The following is a 20,030-nucleotide window of genomic DNA, read 5'->3' on the forward strand; positions in this document are numbered from 1 at the left end:
CAGGACTCGGTGACGATGACGTGACGGGGACGGTGACAAGGATGTCGACGGACGCGACGAGGCGCCCGAGACACGCGGGGGAGCACCTGACGTTCGGTGTGCTGTGCCCCGTGGTCGGAGGCTTCTACTTCGGGCGGTCCCTGGCGGGGATCGCCCGGGTCCTGCGGGCGCACGGGCACCGGGTGGTCGCCCTCCAGACGTACCCGCCGGACCTCGACCGGGACGAGTTCCCGGGCCCACCGGGTCGGCGCCCGCTGCTCGGGCGCTCGTCGTTCGACGGGTTCGTCGTCATGACGACGGCGCTCGCGGACGCCGAGCTGCGCGAGCTCGACGCCTCGGGCGTCCCGCTCGTGCTGCTGGGGGTGCGGGCCGAGGGGTTGCGTGCTCCGGCGGTGTCCCCGGACAACGCGGGCGGCGTGCGCGCCGCCGTCGACCACCTCGTCGAGCACGGCCACCGGCGCATCGGCTTCGTCGGCAACACCGAGCAGCGCGACACGCTCGAGCGCTACGACGCCTACCGCGCCGCGCTGGCCGCGCACGACCTCGCGTGGTCGCCGTCGTGGGTCTACCGCACGCGCGACAACCAGGAGGCGAGCGCCGAGGTCGTCGCGCGGCGGCTCGCGTCCCGGGGCCTGCCGACGACGGCGACGCTCGCCGCCACCGACCGCAACGCCATCGGCTTCATGCGCGGCCTCCAGGCGAGCGGGTTCGAGCTGCCCGCGGAGCAGGCGGTCGTGGGGTTCGACCACGCCGACTCGGGCGCGCGCTCGCGTCCCCGGCTGTCGACCGTCGACCCCCTGCACGACCAGGTCGGCGAGCGGGTGGCGGAGCTGCTCGTGGCGCGAGCCCGGGGCGAGAGCGTGGGCCGGGAGAACCGGCTGGGGCGTGCGGCCCTCATCCGGCGCGAGTCGTGCGGGTGCCTGGAGGGGACGCAGGGCGAGCTCATCGGCGCCCCCGCCGCCCGTGCCGATGCCGTGCCGGCGCCCGTCGACCCGGCCCGGCCCCTCGACGACGTCGCCCGGGTCGTCTTCGCCTCCGTCCTCGAACGGTCGGACGCGCGCGGCGTCCTGCGCCGACGCGGGCCGGACGGCGGCCAGCGCCCCGCCCCGGTCGAGGCGTGGCTCCTCGTGCTCCGGCACCTGCTCCGGGGCGCCGCGGAGACGGGCGCCGTCCCGCCGGCCGCGGCGCTGCGCTCGCTCGCCGACCGGACGGCGGCCCTGCGGCCGTCGCAGGAGGCGCTCGAGCAGATCGTGCCCGCCCTCGAGACCGAGGTCGCCGCGCTCGTGCGCGACGTGCGGCGGCGACGCCCGGGTGCGCGCGCGTCCCAGCTCGGCCGGACCGTCCTGGCGCGCGGCGCGCACCGCGAACCCCCGGCGAGCTCCGCCGCGGCGCGCGCGGAGGCGGTCCGCGCGACCGCGGCCGAGGTGGTCGTCGCCGTGGCCCGCGGGTGCGCGCACGGGGCCGTCGCGCGCACGGGACGGCTCGAGCAGGACCTGGTGGACCTGTACGAGGTCGACCTCGGCCTGCTGCGGGGCGACGAGGCGGGGCTGCGGCGCCTCGACTGGCTCCCGCGGGGGGTGGGCGGGACGGCGGCCCTCGCGCTGTGGGAGGACACCGACGACGGCTCCGGCCGCCGCATGCTGCGGGTCGTCGGCGTGCGCGGCGGTGGGACGGCCGTCGAGCGGCTCGTGGGCTCGGTCCTGCCGACCTCGCAGTTCCCGCCGCGCGAGCTCCTCGACCCGCGGTCGCTCACGGTCGTCGCTCCCGTCGCGTTCGGTCGCTCCGACTGGGGCTTCCTCGTGGTGGGCGGACTCGTGGACACGCGGACGACGAGCACCCGCGAGCGGTACAACCACTGGGCGGCGATGCTCGCCGTCGCGCTCGACCGGGAGACCCTGGTCAGCTCCCTGCAGGAGCAGCAGCACGCGCTCGCGGACGCGGCGGACCGCGTCCGCGAGCTCGCGCTCGAGGTCGAGGCCGGGGCCGAGCGGGCCGCGCTCGTGTCCATCGCGTCCCACGACGGCACGTGGGACTGGGACGTCGAGACGGGCACCGTGCGCTGGTCGCCGGCGTGGGCCCGCATCGTGGGCTGCGACGTGGCGGACCTCCGGGACGACCCCGAGGAGTGGCTCGGCCGTGTGCACCCGGACGACCTGCAGGCGGTGCACGCCGCCGTCGCCGCGCAGCTGGCGGGGACGACCGAGCCGCTCGACGTCGAGCACCGGCTGCGGTGCGCGGACGGGGAGCACGTGCGGGTCCGCTGCCGCGCCGTGACCGTGCACGACGCCGGCGGGCGCCCCGCCCGCATGGTCGGCGCCCTCGCGGTCCTCTCGGACGTCGAGCGGTACCGCAGCGAGCTGCGCGAGCGGGCGCTCGTCGACCCGGACTCGGGCGTCCTGCACCGGACCCTGTTCGTGGACCGGCTCGAGCAGGCGATCGGGCGCGGCGGGCGGATGGAGGGCTACGGCGCGCACGTCCTCGCCGTCGGGCTCGACGCGCCGCCGACCGTCCCCGCGCTGCACCGGCTCGGCGGCGCGGTGGGCCCGGCGGGCTCCCTGTGCGCGCTGGCCCCGACCGACCTCGTGGTGCTCCTCGACGGCGTGTCCGACGACGCGGCCCGCCACGCCGCGGTCCGCGCGGCGGGCGCGTGCGGGTCGGCCGTCGTCGAGCACCTCGGCGACGTCACCGGCGCGCCGCACGCGCTCGAGGTGCTGCGCCGTGCCGGGGTCGCGCTCGCGCGGCGCCGGGCCCGCGCCCACGGCGCCGTCGTGCCGTGGTCGGCACCGTCCGAAACGTTTCGCGCGTTGTGACGGCCGGTGGCGTCCGCCGAGAGTCGATCGACCCGTGGGGGTGGGGGAGCCGACGGCGGCGTCCCCGCGACCGCCGCCGCGGGGCTCGACGACGAGAGGGAGCACGATGCCACGCACGTCCCGGCGCGCAGCGCCACCACCCACCGCACCGCACGCCCGAGCGGCGCGGGGCCGGCGCACGGCGGCGGCCGCGCTCGTCGCCGGCGTCGCGCTGGCGGCGCTCGCCACCGTCCCCCCGGCGAGCGCCGACCCTGCGGAACCCCGGTCCACGACGGCGGAGGCGGCCGCGGCGCTCGTCGACGGCGAGTACACGCAGCGCTTCCTGGAGCTGTACGCCAAGATCCACGACCCCGCGAACGGGTACTTCTCGCCCGAGGGCATCCCGTACCACGCGGTCGAGACGCTCATGGTCGAGGCGCCGGACTACGGGCACGAGACGACGTCGGAGGCGTACTCCTTCTGGCTGTGGCTCGAGACGTCGTACGGGCAGGTGACCGGCGACTGGGAGCCGTTCAACCACGCGTGGGACACGCTCGAGGCGTACATGATCCCCACCACGGAGAACCAGCCCACCAACGGGGCGTACAACCCGGCCAAGCCCGCGACGTACGCGCCGGAGTTCAACCACCCGAGCCAGTACCCGTCGCGGCTCGACACGGCGGTCTCCGTCGGCTCCGACCCGATCGCGGCCGAGCTGCGGTCGACCTACGGCACGCCCGAGGTCTACGGCATGCACTGGCTCGCCGACGTCGACAACGTCTACGGCTTCGGGGCCGCACCGGGCTCCTCGACGCTGCTCGGGCCGGACCACGAGGGCACGTCGTACATCAACACGTTCCAGCGCGGCCCGCAGGAGTCCGTCTGGGAGACGGTGCCCCAGCCGTCGATCGACGACTTCAGCTACGGCGGCGAGAACGGGTACCTCGACCTCTTCACGGGCGACGCGTCGTACGCGAAGCAGTGGAAGTACACCAACGCGCCCGACGCCGACGCGCGCGCGGTCGAGGCGGCCTACTGGGCGAACAAGTTCGCGACCGAGCAGGGCCAGCCCGAGGCCGTCGCCGACACGGTCGGCAAGGCCTCGAAGATGGGCGACTACCTGCGCTACGCCCTGTTCGACAAGTACTTCAAGACGCCGGGCTGCGAGTCCACGGCGTGCGCCGCGGGGTCGGGCCGGAACAGCGCGCACTACCTCCTGTCCTGGTACTACGCGTGGGGCGGCGCGCTCGACACCTCCGGCCCGTGGGCCTGGCGCATCGGGTCGAGCCACGCGCACTTCGGGTACCAGAACCCGATGGCGGCCTGGGCGCTCGCGAACGACCCCGCGCTCCAGCCGGCCTCGCCCACGGCGAGCGACGACTGGGACAGGAGCCTCGACCGCCAGATCGAGCTCTTCCAGTGGCTCCAGTCGCCCGAGGGCGGGATCGCGGGCGGCAGCACGAACTCGTGGGACGGCCACTACGCCGACCGCCCCGACGACGTCGCGACGTTCTACGGCATGGCGTACACCGAGGCGCCCGTTTACCACGACCCGCCGTCCAACTCGTGGATGGGCATGCAGGGCTGGGGGGTCGAGCGGATCGCGCAGCTCTACGAGGAGACGGGCGACGAGCGCGCCGAGGCGATCCTCGACAGGTGGGTGCCGTGGGTGATCGACCACGTCACGGTCACGGACGACTCCTGGCAGATCCCGTCCAACCTGGCGTGGTCGGGCCAGCCCGACGACTGGGACCCCGAGAGCCCGGGCGACAACGCGGGCCTGAGCGTCGAGGTGACGGGCTACGGCCAGGACGTCGGCGTCGCCGGCGCCCTCGCCCGCTCGCTCATGTACTACGCGGCCGGGGGCGAGGGACCGCAGCACGACGCGGCGCAGCAGGTCGCGCGCGACCTGCTCGACGCGATCTGGGAGCAGAACAGCGACCCGATCGGCGTCGCGACGACCGAGACGCGTGGCGACTACGCCCGCTTCGACGACGTCCTCACGTCGAGCACCGGCAACGGGACCTACGTGCCGGCGGGGTGGACGGGGACCATGCCGAACGGAGACGTCATCGAGCCCGGCGCGTCCTTCCTCGACCTGCGGTCGTTCTACCTCGACGACCCGGACTGGTCGAAGGTCCAGGCGCACCTCGACGGCGGACCGGCGCCCGAGTTCACGTACCACCGGTTCTGGGCCCAGACCGCCGTCGCGACGGCGCTCGCCGACTACGACCGGCTGTTCGGCGAGGACGTCCCGACCGAGCCGGACACCGAGTCGCCGACGACGCCCGTCGACCTCGCCGTGACGGGCACGACGGCGACGACCGCGTCGCTGTCGTGGACGTCGTCGACGGACGACGTGCGCGTGGTCGCCTACGACGTGCTGCGCGACGGGGTGGTCGTCGGATCCACGGTACGCACCGCGTACACCGACGAGGACCTCGCGCCCGAGACCACGTACCGGTACACGGTGCGGGCGCGCGACGCGGCGGGGAACATCTCGCCCGTGTCCCTCGCCGCCGAGGCGACCACGCTCGCGGACGACGGCGGGCCGGAGCCCGGCGCGTGCACCGCGACCTACGCGACGCGCGGGTCGTGGCAGGGCGGGTACCAGGGCGAGGTCACGGTCACGGCCGGACCGTCCGGCGTCTCGGGCTGGACCGTCTCGCTCGACCTCGCGCCCGGCGGCCTGTCCCAGGCCTGGAACGCGACGACGAGCGTGCGCGGGAGTGTCCTGACCGCGACGAACGTCGGCTGGAACGGCACGCTCGCCGCCGGTGGGACGACGTCGTTCGGGTTCATCGGCACGGGCGCGCCGCCGTCGTCACCGACGGTCGCGTGCGGCTGACACCCGGCTGACACCCGGCTGGCACCCGGCTGGCACCCGGCTGGCACCGTGGTGAGGGAGGTCCGCCTCCCGGCGCTCACAGCGCCGGGAGGCGGACCATGCCCTCCTGCGCGATGGACGCGACGAGCGTCCCGTCCTGCGCGAACACGCGCGCCGCGCCGAGCCCGCGGCCGCCCTGCGCGCTCGACGCCGACTGCACGTAGAGCAGCCAGTCGTCGACGCGCGCGTCGCGGTGCCACCACATCGCGTGGTCGAGGCTCGCGATCGACAGGTCGGGCGTGACCCAGCTCGTGCCCGACTGCCGCAGGATCGGCTCGAGCATCACCTGGTCGCACGCGTACGCCATGAGCGCGCGGTGCAGCAGCTGGTCGTCCCCGACGTCGCCGCGCGCCCGCATCCACACCATCTGGTGGTCCTTGGGCGCGTGGTCGGGACCGAGGTAGAGCGAGCCGCCCACGTGCCGCAGCTCGAACGCCGAGTGGTGCGACCAGAAGCGCGCGATCGGGTGGTCGATGCCGCCGAGCACGTCGAGCGCGGACGGCACCTCCTCCGGGGCGGGGGCGTCGGGCATCGGCGACGAGTGCTCGATGCCGCCCTGGTCCTCCTGGAACGAGGCGATCATCGACAGGATCGGCTTGCCGTGCTGGATCGCGTGCGTGCGGCGCGCGCTGAACGAGCGCCCGTCGCGCAGCCGCTCGACGGCGAAGTCGATCGGCACGTCGAGACCGCCGGGCCGCAGGAAGTAGCCGTGCAGCGAGTGGGGGAGCCGACCCTCGGGGACGGTGCGCCCCGCGGCGAGGACGGCCTGCGCGAGCACCTGGCCGCCGTAGACCCGGCCCGTCGGCTGGTGCACGCTCTCGCCGCGGAAGTGCTCGGGGTCGGCGGCCGACCCGTCGCCGTCGCCGACGCGCTCGAGGCGCAGCACGTCGAGGAGGTGGCTCAGCGGGTTGGGGACCTGCTCGCGCGGGGCGGCGTCCGACGTCGGGCCGGGGGAGGCCGAGGAGGTCGACGGCGGCGTGGGCTCGGGGGTCACGGGTGGGGGCTCCTTCGCTCGGGCGGCGGGTCGGTCAGTCCTCGAAAGTGTTGAGGAGCGAGTGCGCCGCGCGCTCCAGATAGTCCCACAGCGTCGCCTCCTGGATCGGCGGCAGGTCGAGGGTGTCGACCGCGGCGCGCATGTGCGCGAGCCAGCGGTCCCGCGCCTCGGGGTTGACCTTGAACGGCGCGTGCCGCATCCGCAGGCGCGGGTGCCCGCGCTGCTCGCTGTACGTCGTCGGGCCGCCCCAGTACTGCTCGAGGAACGCCGTGAGGCGCCAGCGCGCCGGGCCGAGATCCTGCTCCGGATACATCGGGCGCATGACCGGGTCGTCGGCGACGCCTTCGTAGAACGCGTCGACGAGGCGCACGAACGTCTCGTGACCGCCGACCTCGTCGTAGAACGTGCGGCTCGGGCGCACCGGCGCGGCATCGGTCGCGGGTCCGGTCGTCGTGCCGTTCGACAGGCCGGCGACGGGCAGCGTCGTGCGGGGGCTGGGCTCGGTCGTCACCGGCCCATCATCGCACCGACGTCGTCGCCGGCCGGGACAAGCCCGACGACCCGGACGCACGTCACAGAGCGCGCCGGCGAACGTCAGAGGCCGAGCCCGGCGAGCACCGGCAGGTTCTCGCGGACGACGGCGCGGGCCTCCGCCGCGCTCTCCGCCTCGACCGCGAGCCGCGCGAGCCGTCGGCACTCGTCGAGGTCCACCTCGCGCAGGAGCGCGGCGACGTCCGGGATCGCCCGGGCCGTCATGGACAGCGACGACACCCCGAGCCCCACGAGCACGACGGCGAGCACGGGCTGCGAGGCCGCCTCGCCGCACACGCCCACGGGCCGGCCCTGCTGCGCGCCGCCGGCGCACGTCGCCTCGACGAGCCGCAGCACCGCCGGCTGCCACGGGTCGCTCAGCTCGGCGAGCGAGCCCAGGAGACGGTCGGCGGCCATCGTGTACTGCGTGAGGTCGTTCGTGCCGATCGACGCGAACGCCGCGCGAGCGAGGATCGGCCCGGAGAGCAGCGCGGCGCTCGGGACCTCGACCATGACGCCCGCGACGTCGAGGCCGTGGGCCCGGCAGCGCTCGACGAACCACTCGGTCTCGCCCACGGTCGAGACCATCGGCGCCATGACCCACACCTCAGCCTCCTCCGCGGCGGCGGCCTGCGCGATCGCATCGAGCTGCTGCTCGAGCAGCTCCGGCCAGCGCGCGGCCGTGCGCAGCCCGCGCACGCCGAGCGCCGGGTTCTCCTCGTCGTCGACGGTGAGGAAGTGCAGCGGCTTGTCCGCCCCCGAGTCGAGCGTCCGGATGACGACCTTGCGCCCGCCGAACTCGCGGAACACCGTGCGGTAGGCCGTCACCTGCTCCTCCACGGTCGGGGGCTGCTCGCGGTCGAGGAAGCAGAACTCGGAGCGGAACAGCCCCACACCCTCCGCGCCCGCCGCGGCCGCGGGCGCCGCGCCCGCGGGGTCGCCGACGTTCGCGAGGAGCTGGACGCGGTGCCCGTCGCGCGTGCGGCCCGTGCCGTCGAACGTGCGCACCTGCAGCGAGCGCGCCCGCGCCGCGGCGACCTGCTCCTCGGACGGGTGCACGACCACCGTTCCGGCGGCGCCGTCGACGAGGACGACGTCCTCGGGAGCGAGCGCGGCGCTCGCCCCGGTCGCCGCGACGACCGCGGGGATGCCCTTGGCGTTCGCCACGATCGCGGTGTGCGAGGTCGGCCCGGCGCCGTCGGTGACGATCGCGAGCACGCGCGCGGGGTCGAGGGCGGCGGTGGCCGACGGCGCGAGGTCGGGCGCCACGAGCACGAACGGCTCCGTGTGCTCGGGCACACCGGGCGCGGGGCGGTCCGTGAGCGCCGCGACGAGCCGGTCGCGCACGTCGGCGACGTCGCGGGCACGCTCGGCGAAGTACCCGCCGAGCTCCGTGAACTGCCGCACGACCTCCTCCGCGGCCTCCCACACCGCGCGCTCGGGCACCAGGTGCTCCTCGAGGACGCGGCGTCGCGCGTCGGCGGCCAGGGTGGGGTCGCTCGCCATCGCCGCCGTCGCCTCGAGCACGTCGCGCGTCTCGCCGTCGGCGGCGTCCGCGGCGCGCTGGAGGTCGCCGGCGACCTGCGCGGCCGCGGCGTCGACGCGCCGGGCCTGCGCCTCGTGGTCCTCGCGCGGACCCATCCGCAGCCCGGGCGCGGGCTCCGCGATCGGCTCCGGCATGAGCACCACCGGCCCGACCACCGTCCCGGGGCACACGCCGATGCCCGTGATGACCTGCCGTGCCTCGTCCTGAACTCCGCCCGTCACGACCTCGCTCCTGTCCGTCTCGGGCGTGCGACCCGGGTGCCCGGGCCGGTGCGCACGCGTGCCCGCCACCGTCCCGACCGTCGCACGCGCTCGGCACACGTCTGTTGCGCCGTGGTTGCGGGCCCGCGTCGATCCGGTGACAACCTCGCGAGGAGACTAGGCTGATCCCAGGTGCACGGCACCCCGACACCCCGGATCCCGCGCGCGGATCCCACCCGCGACTCGCCTCAGGAGACACTTTCGATGAGCACCCCCTCGGACCAGAAGGCACAGCAGATCCTCGAAGCCCTCGGGGGGCAGGGCAACGTGGTCGACCTGGAACCGTGCATCACCCGCCTGCGCGTCGAGGTGACCGACCCGCAGCTCGTCGACGAGGCGCGCCTCAAGGCGACCGGCGCGTTCGGCGTCGTGCGCTCGGGCCGCGTCGTCCAGGTCATCGTCGGCCCGGAGGCCGACAACCTCGCCGCGGAGCTCGACGGCCTGCGCTGACCCCTGCGGCCCTCCGGCGCGGAGGGCCGGCGCCGTCGGTCCGCGTGCCCGACGGCGCCACCCGGCTCAGGCGGTCGGCCCGGCCGCGCCCCCGGTGCGGTCCTGCACGACGGACGCCGCCGCGGCACCGCGCCGGCCGCGCGCCGCCTGCTCGTCCCGCCCCGAGGTGCCGGCACCGTCGTCGGGCCGGTCGTCCGGCACGGACGGTGAGTGGTCGAGGACGACCACCTGCTGCGCCCCCGCGAGGGGGATCCGCGCGTCGGACAACCCCTGCCGGACGCGGGTGCGCAGGGCGCGCGCCACCTCCCACTGCATCGCGGCCTGCGTCTTGACCTGCACCTTGAGCAGCAGCGCCTCCGCCGTCATCGACTCGATGCCCGTGACCTCCGGCGGCTCCAGGAAGTACGTGCCGAGCACGGGGTCGGCCCCGACGTCCTCGGCCGCGGCGAGCAGCGCCGCGCGCACCGCCTCGACGTCCGCCCAGTACGCGACGCGCACATCGACCACGGCGCGGCCCCACTCCTGGGTCTTGTTCCCCGTGCGCAGGATCTCCCCGTTGCGCACGAACCACAGGGTCCCGTTGCCGTCGCGCACCTTCGTGACGCGCAGCGCGACCTCCTCGACGGTGCCCGTCACCTCGCCGAAGTCGACGGTGTCGCCGACGCCGTACTGGTCCTCGAGCAGCATGAACGTCCCGGACAGGAAGTCCTTGACGAGGCTCTGCGCGCCGAAGCCGAGCGCGACGCCCGCGATGCCTGCCGAGGCGAGGAACGGCGCGATGTTCACGCCCAGCTCCGTGAGCACGAGGAGCACGATCGTCGCCCCGATGACGATGTTGGCGACGGACCGCAGCACCGAGCCCACCGTCCGCGCGCGCTGGGCCCGTCGCGCGGACGCGAGCGGGTTCGCGCGCAGCAGGACGCTGCCGACCCCGGACTCGGCCACACCCCGCAGGCGCTTGCTGCGCAGGGCGGGCGTCCCGTCGGCGATGTGCTCGGTGATCCTGCGGATGAGGCGGCGCACGAGCGCGAGCGCGATCGCTCCGATACCGATGATGAGGAGGACCCGTAGCGGGACCCCGACGAACCACTCGAACCAGTCGTCGGGGTTGCTGGGGTCGAAGCCGTTGCGGACCTCTTCCGGGACGTCCGCGGGCAGGCGCAGGACGGGGGCGAGAAGGGGGTGGGACATGAGCGCAGGGTACCTGGGACAGGTGGGCGGTCCCTGGGCGCGCCGGGCGAACGCGCTGCTCGCGGGCCCGCGTTCTGGCAGGATGCAGGCGTGAGCGAACCCCCGCAGACGGACCTGCCCGAGCCGTTGGTGCAGCTGGCCGACGCCCACGGTGTCGCGTCCGACTTCTGGGACTTCGACGGGTCGCGCCGCCAGGTCCGCGCCTCGACGCTCGTCGCCGTGCTCGAGGCCCTCGGTGTCCCCGCCTCGTCGCCCGAGAAGGTGGCGGTGAGCCTCGAGCACTCGCGCGACGACGCGTGGCGCCAGATGCTGCCGCCGACCGTCGTCGTGCGGCAGGGCGACGCCGTCCCGCTCCCCGTGCACGTCGCCGACGGGTCCGCCGTCGAGGTGTGGGTGGAGCTCGAGGCCGAGCCGTCGCGCCACGGCGCCCGGCCGGCCGGGCAGCACACGGCACAGGCCGCACGCGGGCGCCGCGACCTCGGCCAGCTCGACGTGTTCGTCGAGCCGCGCACGGTCGACGGCCGACGCGTGGGGCGCGCGACGTTCGAGGTGCCCGCCGACCTGCCCCTCGGGTGGCACGACCTGCACGCCGAGAGCGACGGGACGCAGGCCCGCGCGACGCTCGTCGTGACGCCGCAGCGCCTCGAGCTCCCCGCCGCGGTCCTCGAGCGGCGCGCCTGGGGCTTCATGGCCCAGCTCTACTCGGTGCGCTCGCGCGCCTCCTGGGGTGTCGGTGACCTCTCCGACCTCGCCGACCTCGCCTGGCTGTCCGCGCGCGAGGCCGGGGCCGACTTCGTGCTCGTCAACCCGCTGCACGCCGCCGAGCCGCGCACGCCGATGACGCCGTCGCCCTACCTGCCGACGAGCAGGCGCTTCGTCAACCCGCTCTACGTCCGTGTCGAGGACATCCGCGAGACGGGGTACCTGTCCGCCGCGGACCGCTCGCTCGTCGAGTGGGCGTTCGACCCCGTGCGCGACCTCGACACCGACCCCGGACCGATCGACCGCGACGCCGCGTGGGACGCCAAGAAGGCCGCGCTCGAGGTCGTCTTCGCGGCGCCGCGCTCGACCGCGCGACAGGCGTCGCTCGACGCGTTCCGTGCCGAGCAGGGGCGGGGCCTCGAGGACTTCGCGACGTGGTGCGCGCTCGCCGACCACTACGGCGACCGCGACTGGCCGCCCGGCGCGTACGACCCGCACGGGCCGACCGTCTTGGCCCTCCGGGACCAGCTCGCCGACCGGGTCGAGTTCTACTGCTGGCTCCAGTGGGTCGCCGACGAGCAGCTCCGGGCCGCCCAGCGCACCGCGCGCGAGGCGGGCATGTCCGTCGGGATCATGCACGACCTCGCGGTCGGGGTGCACCCCGAGGGCGCCGACGTCTGGGCGCACCGCGGCGTGCTCGCCACCGGGGTCTCCGTCGGCGCGCCGCCGGACATGTACAACCAGCAGGGCCAGAACTGGTCCCAGCCGCCCTGGCACCCGCGCGCGCTCGCCCGCGCCGGGTACGCGCCCTACCGGGACATGCTGCGGACCGTGCTGCGCCACGCGGGCGCGATCCGCATCGACCACGTCATCGGGCTCTTCCGCCTGTGGTGGATCCCGGGCGGCGCGCGCGCCGACGCCGGCGCCTACGTCCGCTACGACCACGAGGCCCTCGTCGGCATCCTCTGCCTCGAGGCCCACCGCGCGGGGGCGATCGTCATCGGCGAGGACCTCGGCGTGTTCGAGCCCTGGGTGCGTGACTACCTCGCCGACCGCGGCGTGCTCGGCACGTCCGTGCTCTGGTTCGAGAAGACGGGCGACGGCACGCCCCTGCCCCCGGAGGACTACCGCCGGCTCGCGCTCGCCACCGTGACGACCCACGACCTGCCGCCGTCCGCCGGCTACCTCGCGGGCGAGCACGTCGAGCTGCGCGACCGGCTCGGCGTCCTCACCGAGGACGTCGCCGACGTGCGTCGCGCCGCCCGTGCCGAGCGCGACGCCATGGTCGCGTTCCTGCGCGAGCGCGGGCTCGTCGGCGACGACCCGTCCGAGCGCGAGCTCGTGGAGGCCCTGCACCGCCTGATCCGCAGCACGCCCGCCGTCCTGCTCGGCGTCTCGCTCGCCGACGCCGTGGGGGAGCGCCGCTCGCAGAACCAGCCCGGCACGGACCAGGAGTACCCCAACTGGAAGGTGCCGCTCGGCGACTCGTCGGGCAACGTCGTCCTGCTGGAGGACCTCTTCGACTCCGCCCGCCTGCGCTCCCTCGCGAAGGCGATGAACGACGCCCTCTGACCCGCCTGGTCGACGTGCCGGTTCCGCCTGGTCGCGGACGGGCGGGACGACGAACGCCGGGCCGCTCCCTCGTGCAGAGCGGCCCGGCGTTCGTCGATGGTGCGTCAGGCGTCGGCGGCCTGCGCGGTGAGGGCGCGCTCGATGCCGGCGAGGTTCTCGACGACCAGGCGGCGCAGCGCAGGGGCGGCGTCGGAGTTGGCGTCGAGCCACTCCTGCGTCGCGTCGCGCAGGACGGTGCTCGCGAGCGGCGCCGGGTAGAGCCCGGTGACCAGCGCCTCGGCGATGTGGTACGACCGCTGGTCCCACAGCGGCAGCAGCGCGTCGAAGTACGCGCCCACGAGGGGCGCGAGCGACTCGGGGTCGTTGACGTGCTGGAAGCCGAGCGTCGTGGCGCGGACGATCGCGTTGGGCGCGTCGTCCGAGCCGACGAGGCGGTCGAACGCCGCGCGCTTCGCCTCGGCGGTGGGCACCGTCGCACGGGCGCGGGCGGCGGACTGCTGGCCGGTCGCGGTCGAGTCGGCGGCGAGGGTCGCCTCGATCTCCGCGTCGTCCGCGAGGTCGAGCAGGACCAGGCCCTCGAGGATCTCCCAGCGCAGGTCGGTGTCGATCTCGAGCCCGTCGAGGGCGGCCGAGCCGTCGAGCAGCGACCGCAGCGCCCCGCCGTGCGCGGGGGTGGAGGCGAGGTGCGCGAAGAACTTCACGAGCTGGAACTGCAGGTCGGAGCCCGAGGCGGCGCCCTGCGCGAGCGACCAGAGCACGTCCCCGACGTGCGCGAGGGTCTCGTCCCGGCGCTCCGGCGCGACGTACGTCTTCGCGGCGAGCGCGAGCTGGTTGAGCGTCGTGCGGATCGTCGTCGACTCGGTCTCGCGCGCGATGTTGCCGAGCACGAGGCGGACGTAGTCGCTCGCCGGGGTCTCGCCGTCGCGCGTCGCGTCCCACGCGGAACCCCAGACGAGAGAGCGGGCCAGCGGGTCCGACAGGTCGGCGAGGTGCTCGGTCGCGACCTGGAGCGACGCGTCGTCGAGGCGGATCTTCGCGTAGGCGAGGTCGTCGTCGTTGAGCAGGACGAGCTGCGGACGGTCGAGCCCGAGGAGCTCGGGGATCTCGGTGCGGGCGCCGTCGACGTCGACCTCGACGCGGTGGACCCGGGACAGGACCTGTCCGCCGTCGACGTCCTGCACGTCGTAGAGGCCGATGCCGAGACGGTGGGGACGCAGCGTCGGGTGGTCCGCGGCGGCCGACTGCAGGACGGCGAACGTCGTGAAGCGCCCGTGCGCGTCGAGCTCGAACTCGGGGCGCAGCGTGTTCACGCCGGCGGTCTCGAGCCACAGCGCCGACCACTGCGTGAGGTCGCGCCCGCTCGTGGCCTCGAGCTCGACGAGCAGGTCGCGCAGCTCGGTGTTGCCCCATGCGTGCTTGCGGAAGTAGGCGGCGACGCCCGCGAGGAACTGCTCCTTGCCGACCCACGCGACGAGCTGCTTGAGCACCGACGCGCCCTTGGCGTAGGTGATGCCGTCGAAGTTGACGAAGACGTCCTCGAGGTCGTTGATCGTCGCGACGATCGGGTGCGTCGAGGGGAGCTGGTCCTGGCGGTACGCCCACGACTTCTCCATCGCGGCGAACGTCGTCCAGGCCTCGTGCCACTCGGTGGCCTCGGCGGTCGCGAGGGTGGAGGCGTACTCGGCGAACGACTCGTTGAGCCAGAGGTCGTTCCACCACTTCATGGTGACGAGATCGCCGAACCACATGTGGGCGAGCTCGTGCAGGATCGTCACGACGCGGCGCTCCTTGACGGCGTCCGTGACCTTGGAGCGGAACACGTAGGTCTCGGTGAACGTCACGCACCCCGCGTTCTCCATGGCGCCCATGTTGTACTCGGGCACGAAGAGCTGGTCGTACTTGTCGAACGGGTACGGGTGCTCGAACGCGGCCTCGAAGAACGTGAAGCCCTCGCGCGTCTTGTCGAAGACGTAGTCGGCGTCCATGTGGTCCGCGAGCGAGGCGCGGCAGAAGACCCCGAGCGGGATGGTGCGGCCGTCCGACGACGTGAGCTCGCTGCGCTCGACGACGTACGGGCCCGCGACGAGCGCGGTGATGTAGGAGGAGATGCGCGGCGTCGGCTCGAACGCCCACCGCGCGACCTCGACGTCGCCGACGCCGGTGCCCGTCGGGTCGGCCTTCGTGCCGAGCGCCTCGGGCGCCGGCGTCGGCTGGTTGCTCACGACCTCCCACGCCGCGGGGGCGGCGACCGTGAACGCGAACGTCGCCTTGAGGTCGGGCTGCTCGAAGACGGCGAACACGCGGCGCGAGTCGGGGACCTCGAACTGGGTGTAGAGGTAGACCTCGCCGTCGACCGGGTCGACGAACCGGTGCAGCCCCTCGCCGGTGTTCGTGTACGCGCAGTCGGCGACGACGCGCAGCTCGTTGTCGGCCGCCAGGCCCTCGAGCGCGATGCGTGAGTCCGCGAAGACCTCTGCCGGATCGAGGGAGCGCCCGTTGAGCACGACCTCGCGCACGGTCGGGGCGACGAGGTCGACGAAGGTGCTCGCCCCCTCGGTCGCGGTGAACCGCACCACGGTCGTCGACGCGAACGTCGTCGCCCCCGTCGTGAGGTCGAGGTCGACCTCGTAGGACTGGACGTCGACGATCGCCGCGCGCTCGCTCGCCTCGGCGCGGGTGAGGTTCTCTCCGGGCACTGCATCTCCTCGGTCTCGGGTCGGGCCGGGCGGCCTCGACGGCGGCCTGTGGGCCACGGACGATCATCCCACGGGCGCCCGCGCCCGCCCCCGGGAATACCTTCCGGGAATACGCTGCGGCCGCCCGGTGTCGAGACTGGGTGGGCGACGGCGTCGGCCGTCCGCGCGCGCCGCCCTGCCACTCCGGCGACCCGGGTCCACCGGGCGCCACCCACGACGAAGGAGACCCGACCCGTGACCCTCACCGCGACGTCCGGCACCACCGCGACCGAGGACGCCGTGCGCGTCGCCGACTTCTGGTTCGACCCCGTGTGCCCGTGGGCATGGATGACGAGCCGCTGGATGGGCGAGGTCGAGCAGGTTCGCGACGTCACCGTCCGCTGGCACGTCATGAGCCTCGCCGTGCTCAACGACGGCCGGGACCTGCCGGAGGAGTACCGCGAGCTCATGGAGAAGGCGTGGGGCCCGGTGCGCGTGGTCACCGCCGCGCGCGTCGAGCACGGCGAGGAGGTCGTCAAGCCGCTCTACGACGCGATCGGGACGCGCCTGCACCCGGGCGGCCGCACGGACTACGACGCGGTGCTGCTCGAGGCGCTCGCGGAGGTGGGCCTGCCCGCGTCGCTCGCGGAGGCCGCGGGCTCCGACGCCTACGACGAGCAGCTCCGCGCGTCGCACGCCGAGGGGATCGGGCGCGTCGGCGAGGACGTCGGCACCCCGGTCGTCGCGTTCGGCGACACCGCGTTCTTCGGCCCGGTCGTGACGCCCGCCCCGAAGGGCGAAGCCGCAGGTCGGCTGTGGGACGGGTGCGTGCTCGTCGCGAGCACCCCCGGCTTCTTCGAGCTCAAGCGCACGCGGACCCAGGGGCCCGTCTTCGACTGACCCGGTCGGGCACCGCGACCCCGCCGACGGGACCGTCCGGCCGTCGGCGGGGTTCGACCCGCACGGGTGCCTCGTGCCATGCTTCGTCAGGTTGCGGGCGGTGTCAGGAGCGCCCGCCGCCCGGTCCTGCCGGGTGAGTCCGACGAGGAGCCCGCGAGGAGCCGCATGTCCCCGAACGCACCCGTGCCACCACCGCCGCCGCCCCCTGGCGGCGCGCCGGGGCGCGCGGTCGGGAGGGACGACGCCCAGCCGACGCAGGCGTTCGCCGGCCCGGTGCCGGGCGCCGCGGCCGCCGTGCCGCCGTCGTTCGCGCCCACGAGCGGGCCGACGGCCCAGGCGCCCCGCGCCACGCCGGCGGACGGGCAGCCGACCGTCGACGCGTCGTCGTTCCAGCCGACGACCGTCCAGCACGTCACGCCGATCACGGAGCTCCCCACCGCGGCCCAGCCCGCGGTGCCCGCACCGGTGCCCCCGCAGCGGGTGCGCTACGCGACCGAGCAGAACGGGTTCGGTGTCGCCGCTCCCGTCGGGACCGCCGCGAGCCGACCGGTCTACGCGCCCGCGGACGCCGCGTCGACCGGCTACGCGCCGACGAGCGCGTACGCGGCTCCCGGGTACGAGCCAGGGGTGCCGGCGGGCTACGCCTCGGCCGCGCCCCAGCAGCCTCAGCCCGCCTACCACCCGCCGGCGTCGGTCGCGCCGACCGCTGCCGCGGCCGGTGCGGGCGGGTCGGGCGCGACACCCCGACCCCCTGCCGGGCGCGGTGGGAGCACCGGCGGCGGTGGCCGCAGGTCGGACCGGCTGAGCCCCGGGTGGATCGCGTTCATCGTGGTCGACGCGCTGCTCGTCATCGGCGCGATCGTGTTCGCGATCTCCCTCCTCGGGGGCGGGGACGACGGCGATCCCGCGGGCGGCGCGACCCCGCCCCCGTCTGCGACCGCCACGGAGGGGACCGAGGAAGCGCCCCCGGCCGAGCCCACCGTGTCCGAGACGTTCGCGTCGGAGTCGCGCAACATCACGTGCGAGGTCACCGACGTCAGCGCGACGTGCGTGATCGCCCAGCTCGGCACCCAGCCGGCGCCCGTGGCGGGCTGCGACGGCACGGTCGGGTACAAGGTCGTCCTCGGCGCCGACGGCAGCGTCGAGCAGCCCTGCGTCCCGGCGGCCGAGCAGCCTCAGCCCGCGCCGGGCGACACCGCGATCCTGGACTACGGCACGTCCAAGACGGTCGGCCCGTTCACGTGCGACAGCGCGGAGACGGGCATGACGTGCCGCGACGACGCGACGGGCAAGGGCTTCACCATCGCCCGCGCCGGCATCCGGACGCTCTGAGAGGCTGAGCGGCTGAGAGCCGCTCGGAGCGAAGCCGGGCGGTCCCGGCAGGCACGAAGGGCCCGCGGCGGGCGTACCGCCGCGGGCCCTTCGCGCTCCTCACGTCACCAGATGCGCACGCGCTCCTCAGGGGCGAGGTACAGGGCGTCGCCCGGCTGCACGTCGTAGGCGGCGTAGAACTCGTCGACGTTGCGGACCACGCCGTTGCAGCGGAACTCGTTGGGGGAGTGCGGGTCGGTCGCGATGCGGCGCACGACCTCCTCGTCCCGGCCCTTGGACTGCCAGACCTGCGCCCAGCCGAGGAACACGCGCTCGATCCCCGTGAGCCCGTCGACGACGGGCGCCTCGTCGAGCGGTCGGCCGAGCGCGATGCGGTAGGCCTTGAGCGCGATCGACAGGCCCCCGAGGTCGCCGATGTTCTCGCCGATCGTCAGCGCGCCGTTGACGTGCGGCCCGTCCTCGCCGAGCTGGGCGGGGCGGAACGCGTCGTACTGGGCGATGAGCGCCTTGGTGCGCTTCTCGAACTCCTCGCGGTCCGTCGTCGTCCACCAGTCCTCGAGCCGGCCCGCGCCGTCGTACTTGGAGCCCTGGTCGTCGAAGCCGTGGCCGATCTCGTGCCCGATCACGGCGCCGATGCCGCCGTAGTTCACCGCGTCCTCGGCCTCGGGGTCGAAGAACGGGGGCTGGAGGATCGCGGCGGGGAAGACGATCTCGTTCATGCCCGGGTTGTAGTACGCGTTGACGGTCTGCGGGGTCATGAACCACTCGTCGCGGTCCAGCGGCTTGCCGATCTTGCCGAGCTCGCGGTCCTGCTCGAACGCGTGGGCGCGGCGGACGTTGCCGACGAGGTCGTCCGCCTCGACGACGAGCGCCGAGTAGTCGCGCCACTTCACCGGGTAGCCGATCTTCGGGGTGAAGGCCTCGAGCTTGGCGAGCGCCTTCTCCTTGGTCTCGTCCGTCATCCACTCGAGCGTCGTGATCGACTCGCGGTACGCGGCGACGAGGTAGGCGACGAGCTCCTCCATGCGCGCCTTGTGCGCGGGCGGGAAGTGCCGGGCCACGTACTGCGCGCCCACGGCCTCGCCGAGCGCGCCCTCGACGACGGAGACGCCGCGCTTCCAGCGCTCGCGCACCTCCTGCGCGCCCGACAGCGTGCGGCCGTAGAAGTCGAAGTTGGCCTCGACGACCTCGTCGGTGAGGTACGGCGCGCGGGCGGTGACCAGGTGGTACACCATCCAGAGCTTCCAGTCCTCGAGCGGCTCGCTCGCCCAGAGCTCCGCGAAGCCGGCCGCGAAGTCCGGCTCGCGCACGACGACGTCGTCCAGCGAGCCCTGCGGGGCGCCGAGCGCGAGGACCCACGCGCGCCAGTCGAACCCGGGCGCCTCGTCGGCGAGCGCGGCGAGCGTGCGGGGGTTGTACGTGAGGTCGGCGTCGCGGTCGCGGACGACGTCCCAGTGCTTCGCAGCCAGCCTCGTCTCGAGCGCCAGCACCCGCACGGCCGCGTCCTCGGGGGCCGCGCCCCACGTCTCGGCGGTGACGCCCGCGAGGGCGAGCATGCGCGCGACGTGCGGCACGTACTTCTCGCGCACCGGCGCGTACTGGTCCTCCCGGTAGTACGCCTCGTCGGGCAGCCCGAGCCCGGACTGGAAGAGGTAGGCGACGTACCGCTCGGGGTCCTTCGCGTCGTTGTCCACCCAGAAGCCGACGGCGCCCGCGCCCCCGGTGCGCTGGAGCGCGCCGAGCGTGCCGGTGAGCTCGGCCTGCGTCGTCGCGGCCGCGATCAGCGCGAGGTCGGTCTGGAGCGGGGTCGTGCCCAGCGCCTCGATCCGGTCGGTGTCCATGAAGCTCGCGTAGAGAGCGCCGACCTTCGCGGCGTCCGCGCCGACGTCCCCGGCGCCGGAGGCGACCTGTGCGCCGAGGTCGGTGATGATCTCGCGCACGTGGACCTCGGCCTGGTCGTGCAGGGCGCGGAACGCGCCGTCCATGGCGCGGTCGGCGGGGATCTCGTGCGTCGCGAGCCAGCGCCCGTTGACGTGGCGGTACAGGTCGTCCTGCGGCCGGACGACGGGGTCCAGCGCGTCCAGGTCGATGCCGGAGCGCTCGGTGCCGACGGTGCCGACGGTGCCGGACGAGGACGCGGGCGTGGACGTCGGGGAGGTCTGTGTCATGCGTCTCAGGCTACGGCCTCCCCCCGACGTCCC

General features: G+C 74.7%; 12 protein-coding genes. 6 read left to right on the forward strand and 6 right to left on the reverse strand.

Annotation, left to right across the window (positions count from 1 at the left end; translation table 11 throughout):
- The first annotated feature begins 110 nt into the window (after positions 1-110).
- On the forward strand, positions 111-2,810 hold the full coding sequence (locus ACN9MS_RS07915) for a substrate-binding domain-containing protein (RefSeq protein ID WP_426311431.1): 2,700 nt from the start codon (positions 111-113) through the stop codon (positions 2,808-2,810).
- Between the two features lie 106 nt (positions 2,811-2,916).
- Positions 2,917-5,637 carry a glycoside hydrolase family 48 protein gene (locus ACN9MS_RS07920; protein WP_426311432.1) on the forward strand — a complete coding sequence of 907 codons (2,721 nt, stop codon included), beginning with the start codon at positions 2,917-2,919 and terminating at the stop codon, positions 5,635-5,637.
- A 76-nt stretch (positions 5,638-5,713) separates the two neighbouring features.
- On the opposite strand, the gene ACN9MS_RS07925 is transcribed toward ACN9MS_RS07920, so the two are convergent.
- The 3 genes from ACN9MS_RS07925 to ptsP all read right to left on the reverse strand — a co-directional run bounded on the left by ACN9MS_RS07925 (position 5,714) and on the right by ptsP (position 8,881).
- Positions 5,714-6,670: an acyl-CoA thioesterase gene (locus tag ACN9MS_RS07925; RefSeq protein ID WP_426311433.1), complete on the reverse strand. Its 957-nt coding sequence runs from the start codon at positions 6,668-6,670 to the stop codon at positions 5,714-5,716.
- 34 nt (positions 6,671-6,704) lie between these two features.
- Complete coding sequence (locus tag ACN9MS_RS07930) at positions 6,705-7,091, reverse strand: globin (RefSeq protein ID WP_237843608.1); 387 nt, start codon at positions 7,089-7,091, stop codon at positions 6,705-6,707.
- Positions 7,092-7,264: 173 nt separating this feature from the next.
- Positions 7,265-8,881 (reverse strand): phosphoenolpyruvate--protein phosphotransferase, encoded by a 1,617-nt coding sequence (gene ptsP, locus ACN9MS_RS07935; RefSeq protein WP_426311862.1) that lies wholly within the window; start codon positions 8,879-8,881, stop codon positions 7,265-7,267.
- A gap of 330 nt (positions 8,882-9,211) precedes the next feature.
- On the opposite strand from ptsP, the gene ACN9MS_RS07940 reads away from it, so the two are divergent.
- Positions 9,212-9,457 (forward strand): glucose PTS transporter subunit EIIB, encoded by a 246-nt coding sequence (locus ACN9MS_RS07940; protein ID WP_024842193.1) that lies wholly within the window; start codon positions 9,212-9,214, stop codon positions 9,455-9,457.
- Between the two features lie 66 nt (positions 9,458-9,523).
- Here ACN9MS_RS07940 and ACN9MS_RS07945 read toward each other — a convergent pair whose 3' ends face one another.
- Positions 9,524-10,648, reverse strand: a complete 1,125-nt coding sequence (locus tag ACN9MS_RS07945; RefSeq protein ID WP_426311434.1) for a mechanosensitive ion channel family protein — start codon at positions 10,646-10,648, stop codon at positions 9,524-9,526.
- Between the two features lie 90 nt (positions 10,649-10,738).
- Here ACN9MS_RS07945 and malQ point away from each other — a divergent pair, with 90 nt between their 5' ends.
- Entirely contained in the window at positions 10,739-12,922 is a 2,184-nt protein-coding gene (gene malQ / locus ACN9MS_RS07950; protein ID WP_426311435.1) for a 4-alpha-glucanotransferase, read from the forward strand.
- A 104-nt stretch (positions 12,923-13,026) separates the two neighbouring features.
- Here malQ and pepN read toward each other — a convergent pair whose 3' ends face one another.
- Positions 13,027-15,618: an aminopeptidase N gene (gene pepN, locus ACN9MS_RS07955; RefSeq protein WP_426311436.1), complete on the reverse strand. Its 2,592-nt coding sequence runs from the start codon at positions 15,616-15,618 to the stop codon at positions 13,027-13,029.
- A gap of 327 nt (positions 15,619-15,945) precedes the next feature.
- Here pepN and ACN9MS_RS07960 point away from each other — a divergent pair, with 327 nt between their 5' ends.
- Positions 15,946-16,497 carry a disulfide bond formation protein DsbA gene (locus ACN9MS_RS07960; protein ID WP_426311863.1) on the forward strand — a complete coding sequence of 184 codons (552 nt, stop codon included), beginning with the start codon at positions 15,946-15,948 and terminating at the stop codon, positions 16,495-16,497.
- 165 nt (positions 16,498-16,662) lie between these two features.
- On the forward strand, positions 16,663-17,829 hold the full coding sequence (locus ACN9MS_RS07965) for a hypothetical protein (RefSeq protein WP_426311437.1): 1,167 nt from the start codon (positions 16,663-16,665) through the stop codon (positions 17,827-17,829).
- A 104-nt stretch (positions 17,830-17,933) separates the two neighbouring features.
- Here the strand turns inward: ACN9MS_RS07965 and ACN9MS_RS07970 are convergent, their stop codons facing one another.
- Entirely contained in the window at positions 17,934-19,997 is a 2,064-nt protein-coding gene (locus tag ACN9MS_RS07970; RefSeq protein WP_426311438.1) for a M13 family metallopeptidase, read from the reverse strand.
- Between the last annotated feature and the right edge of the window lie 33 nt (positions 19,998-20,030).

Origin of the sequence: Cellulosimicrobium sp. E-16, from assembly GCF_049913115.1 — a bacterium.
Classification (GTDB): Bacteria; Actinomycetota; Actinomycetes; order Actinomycetales; family Cellulomonadaceae; genus Cellulosimicrobium.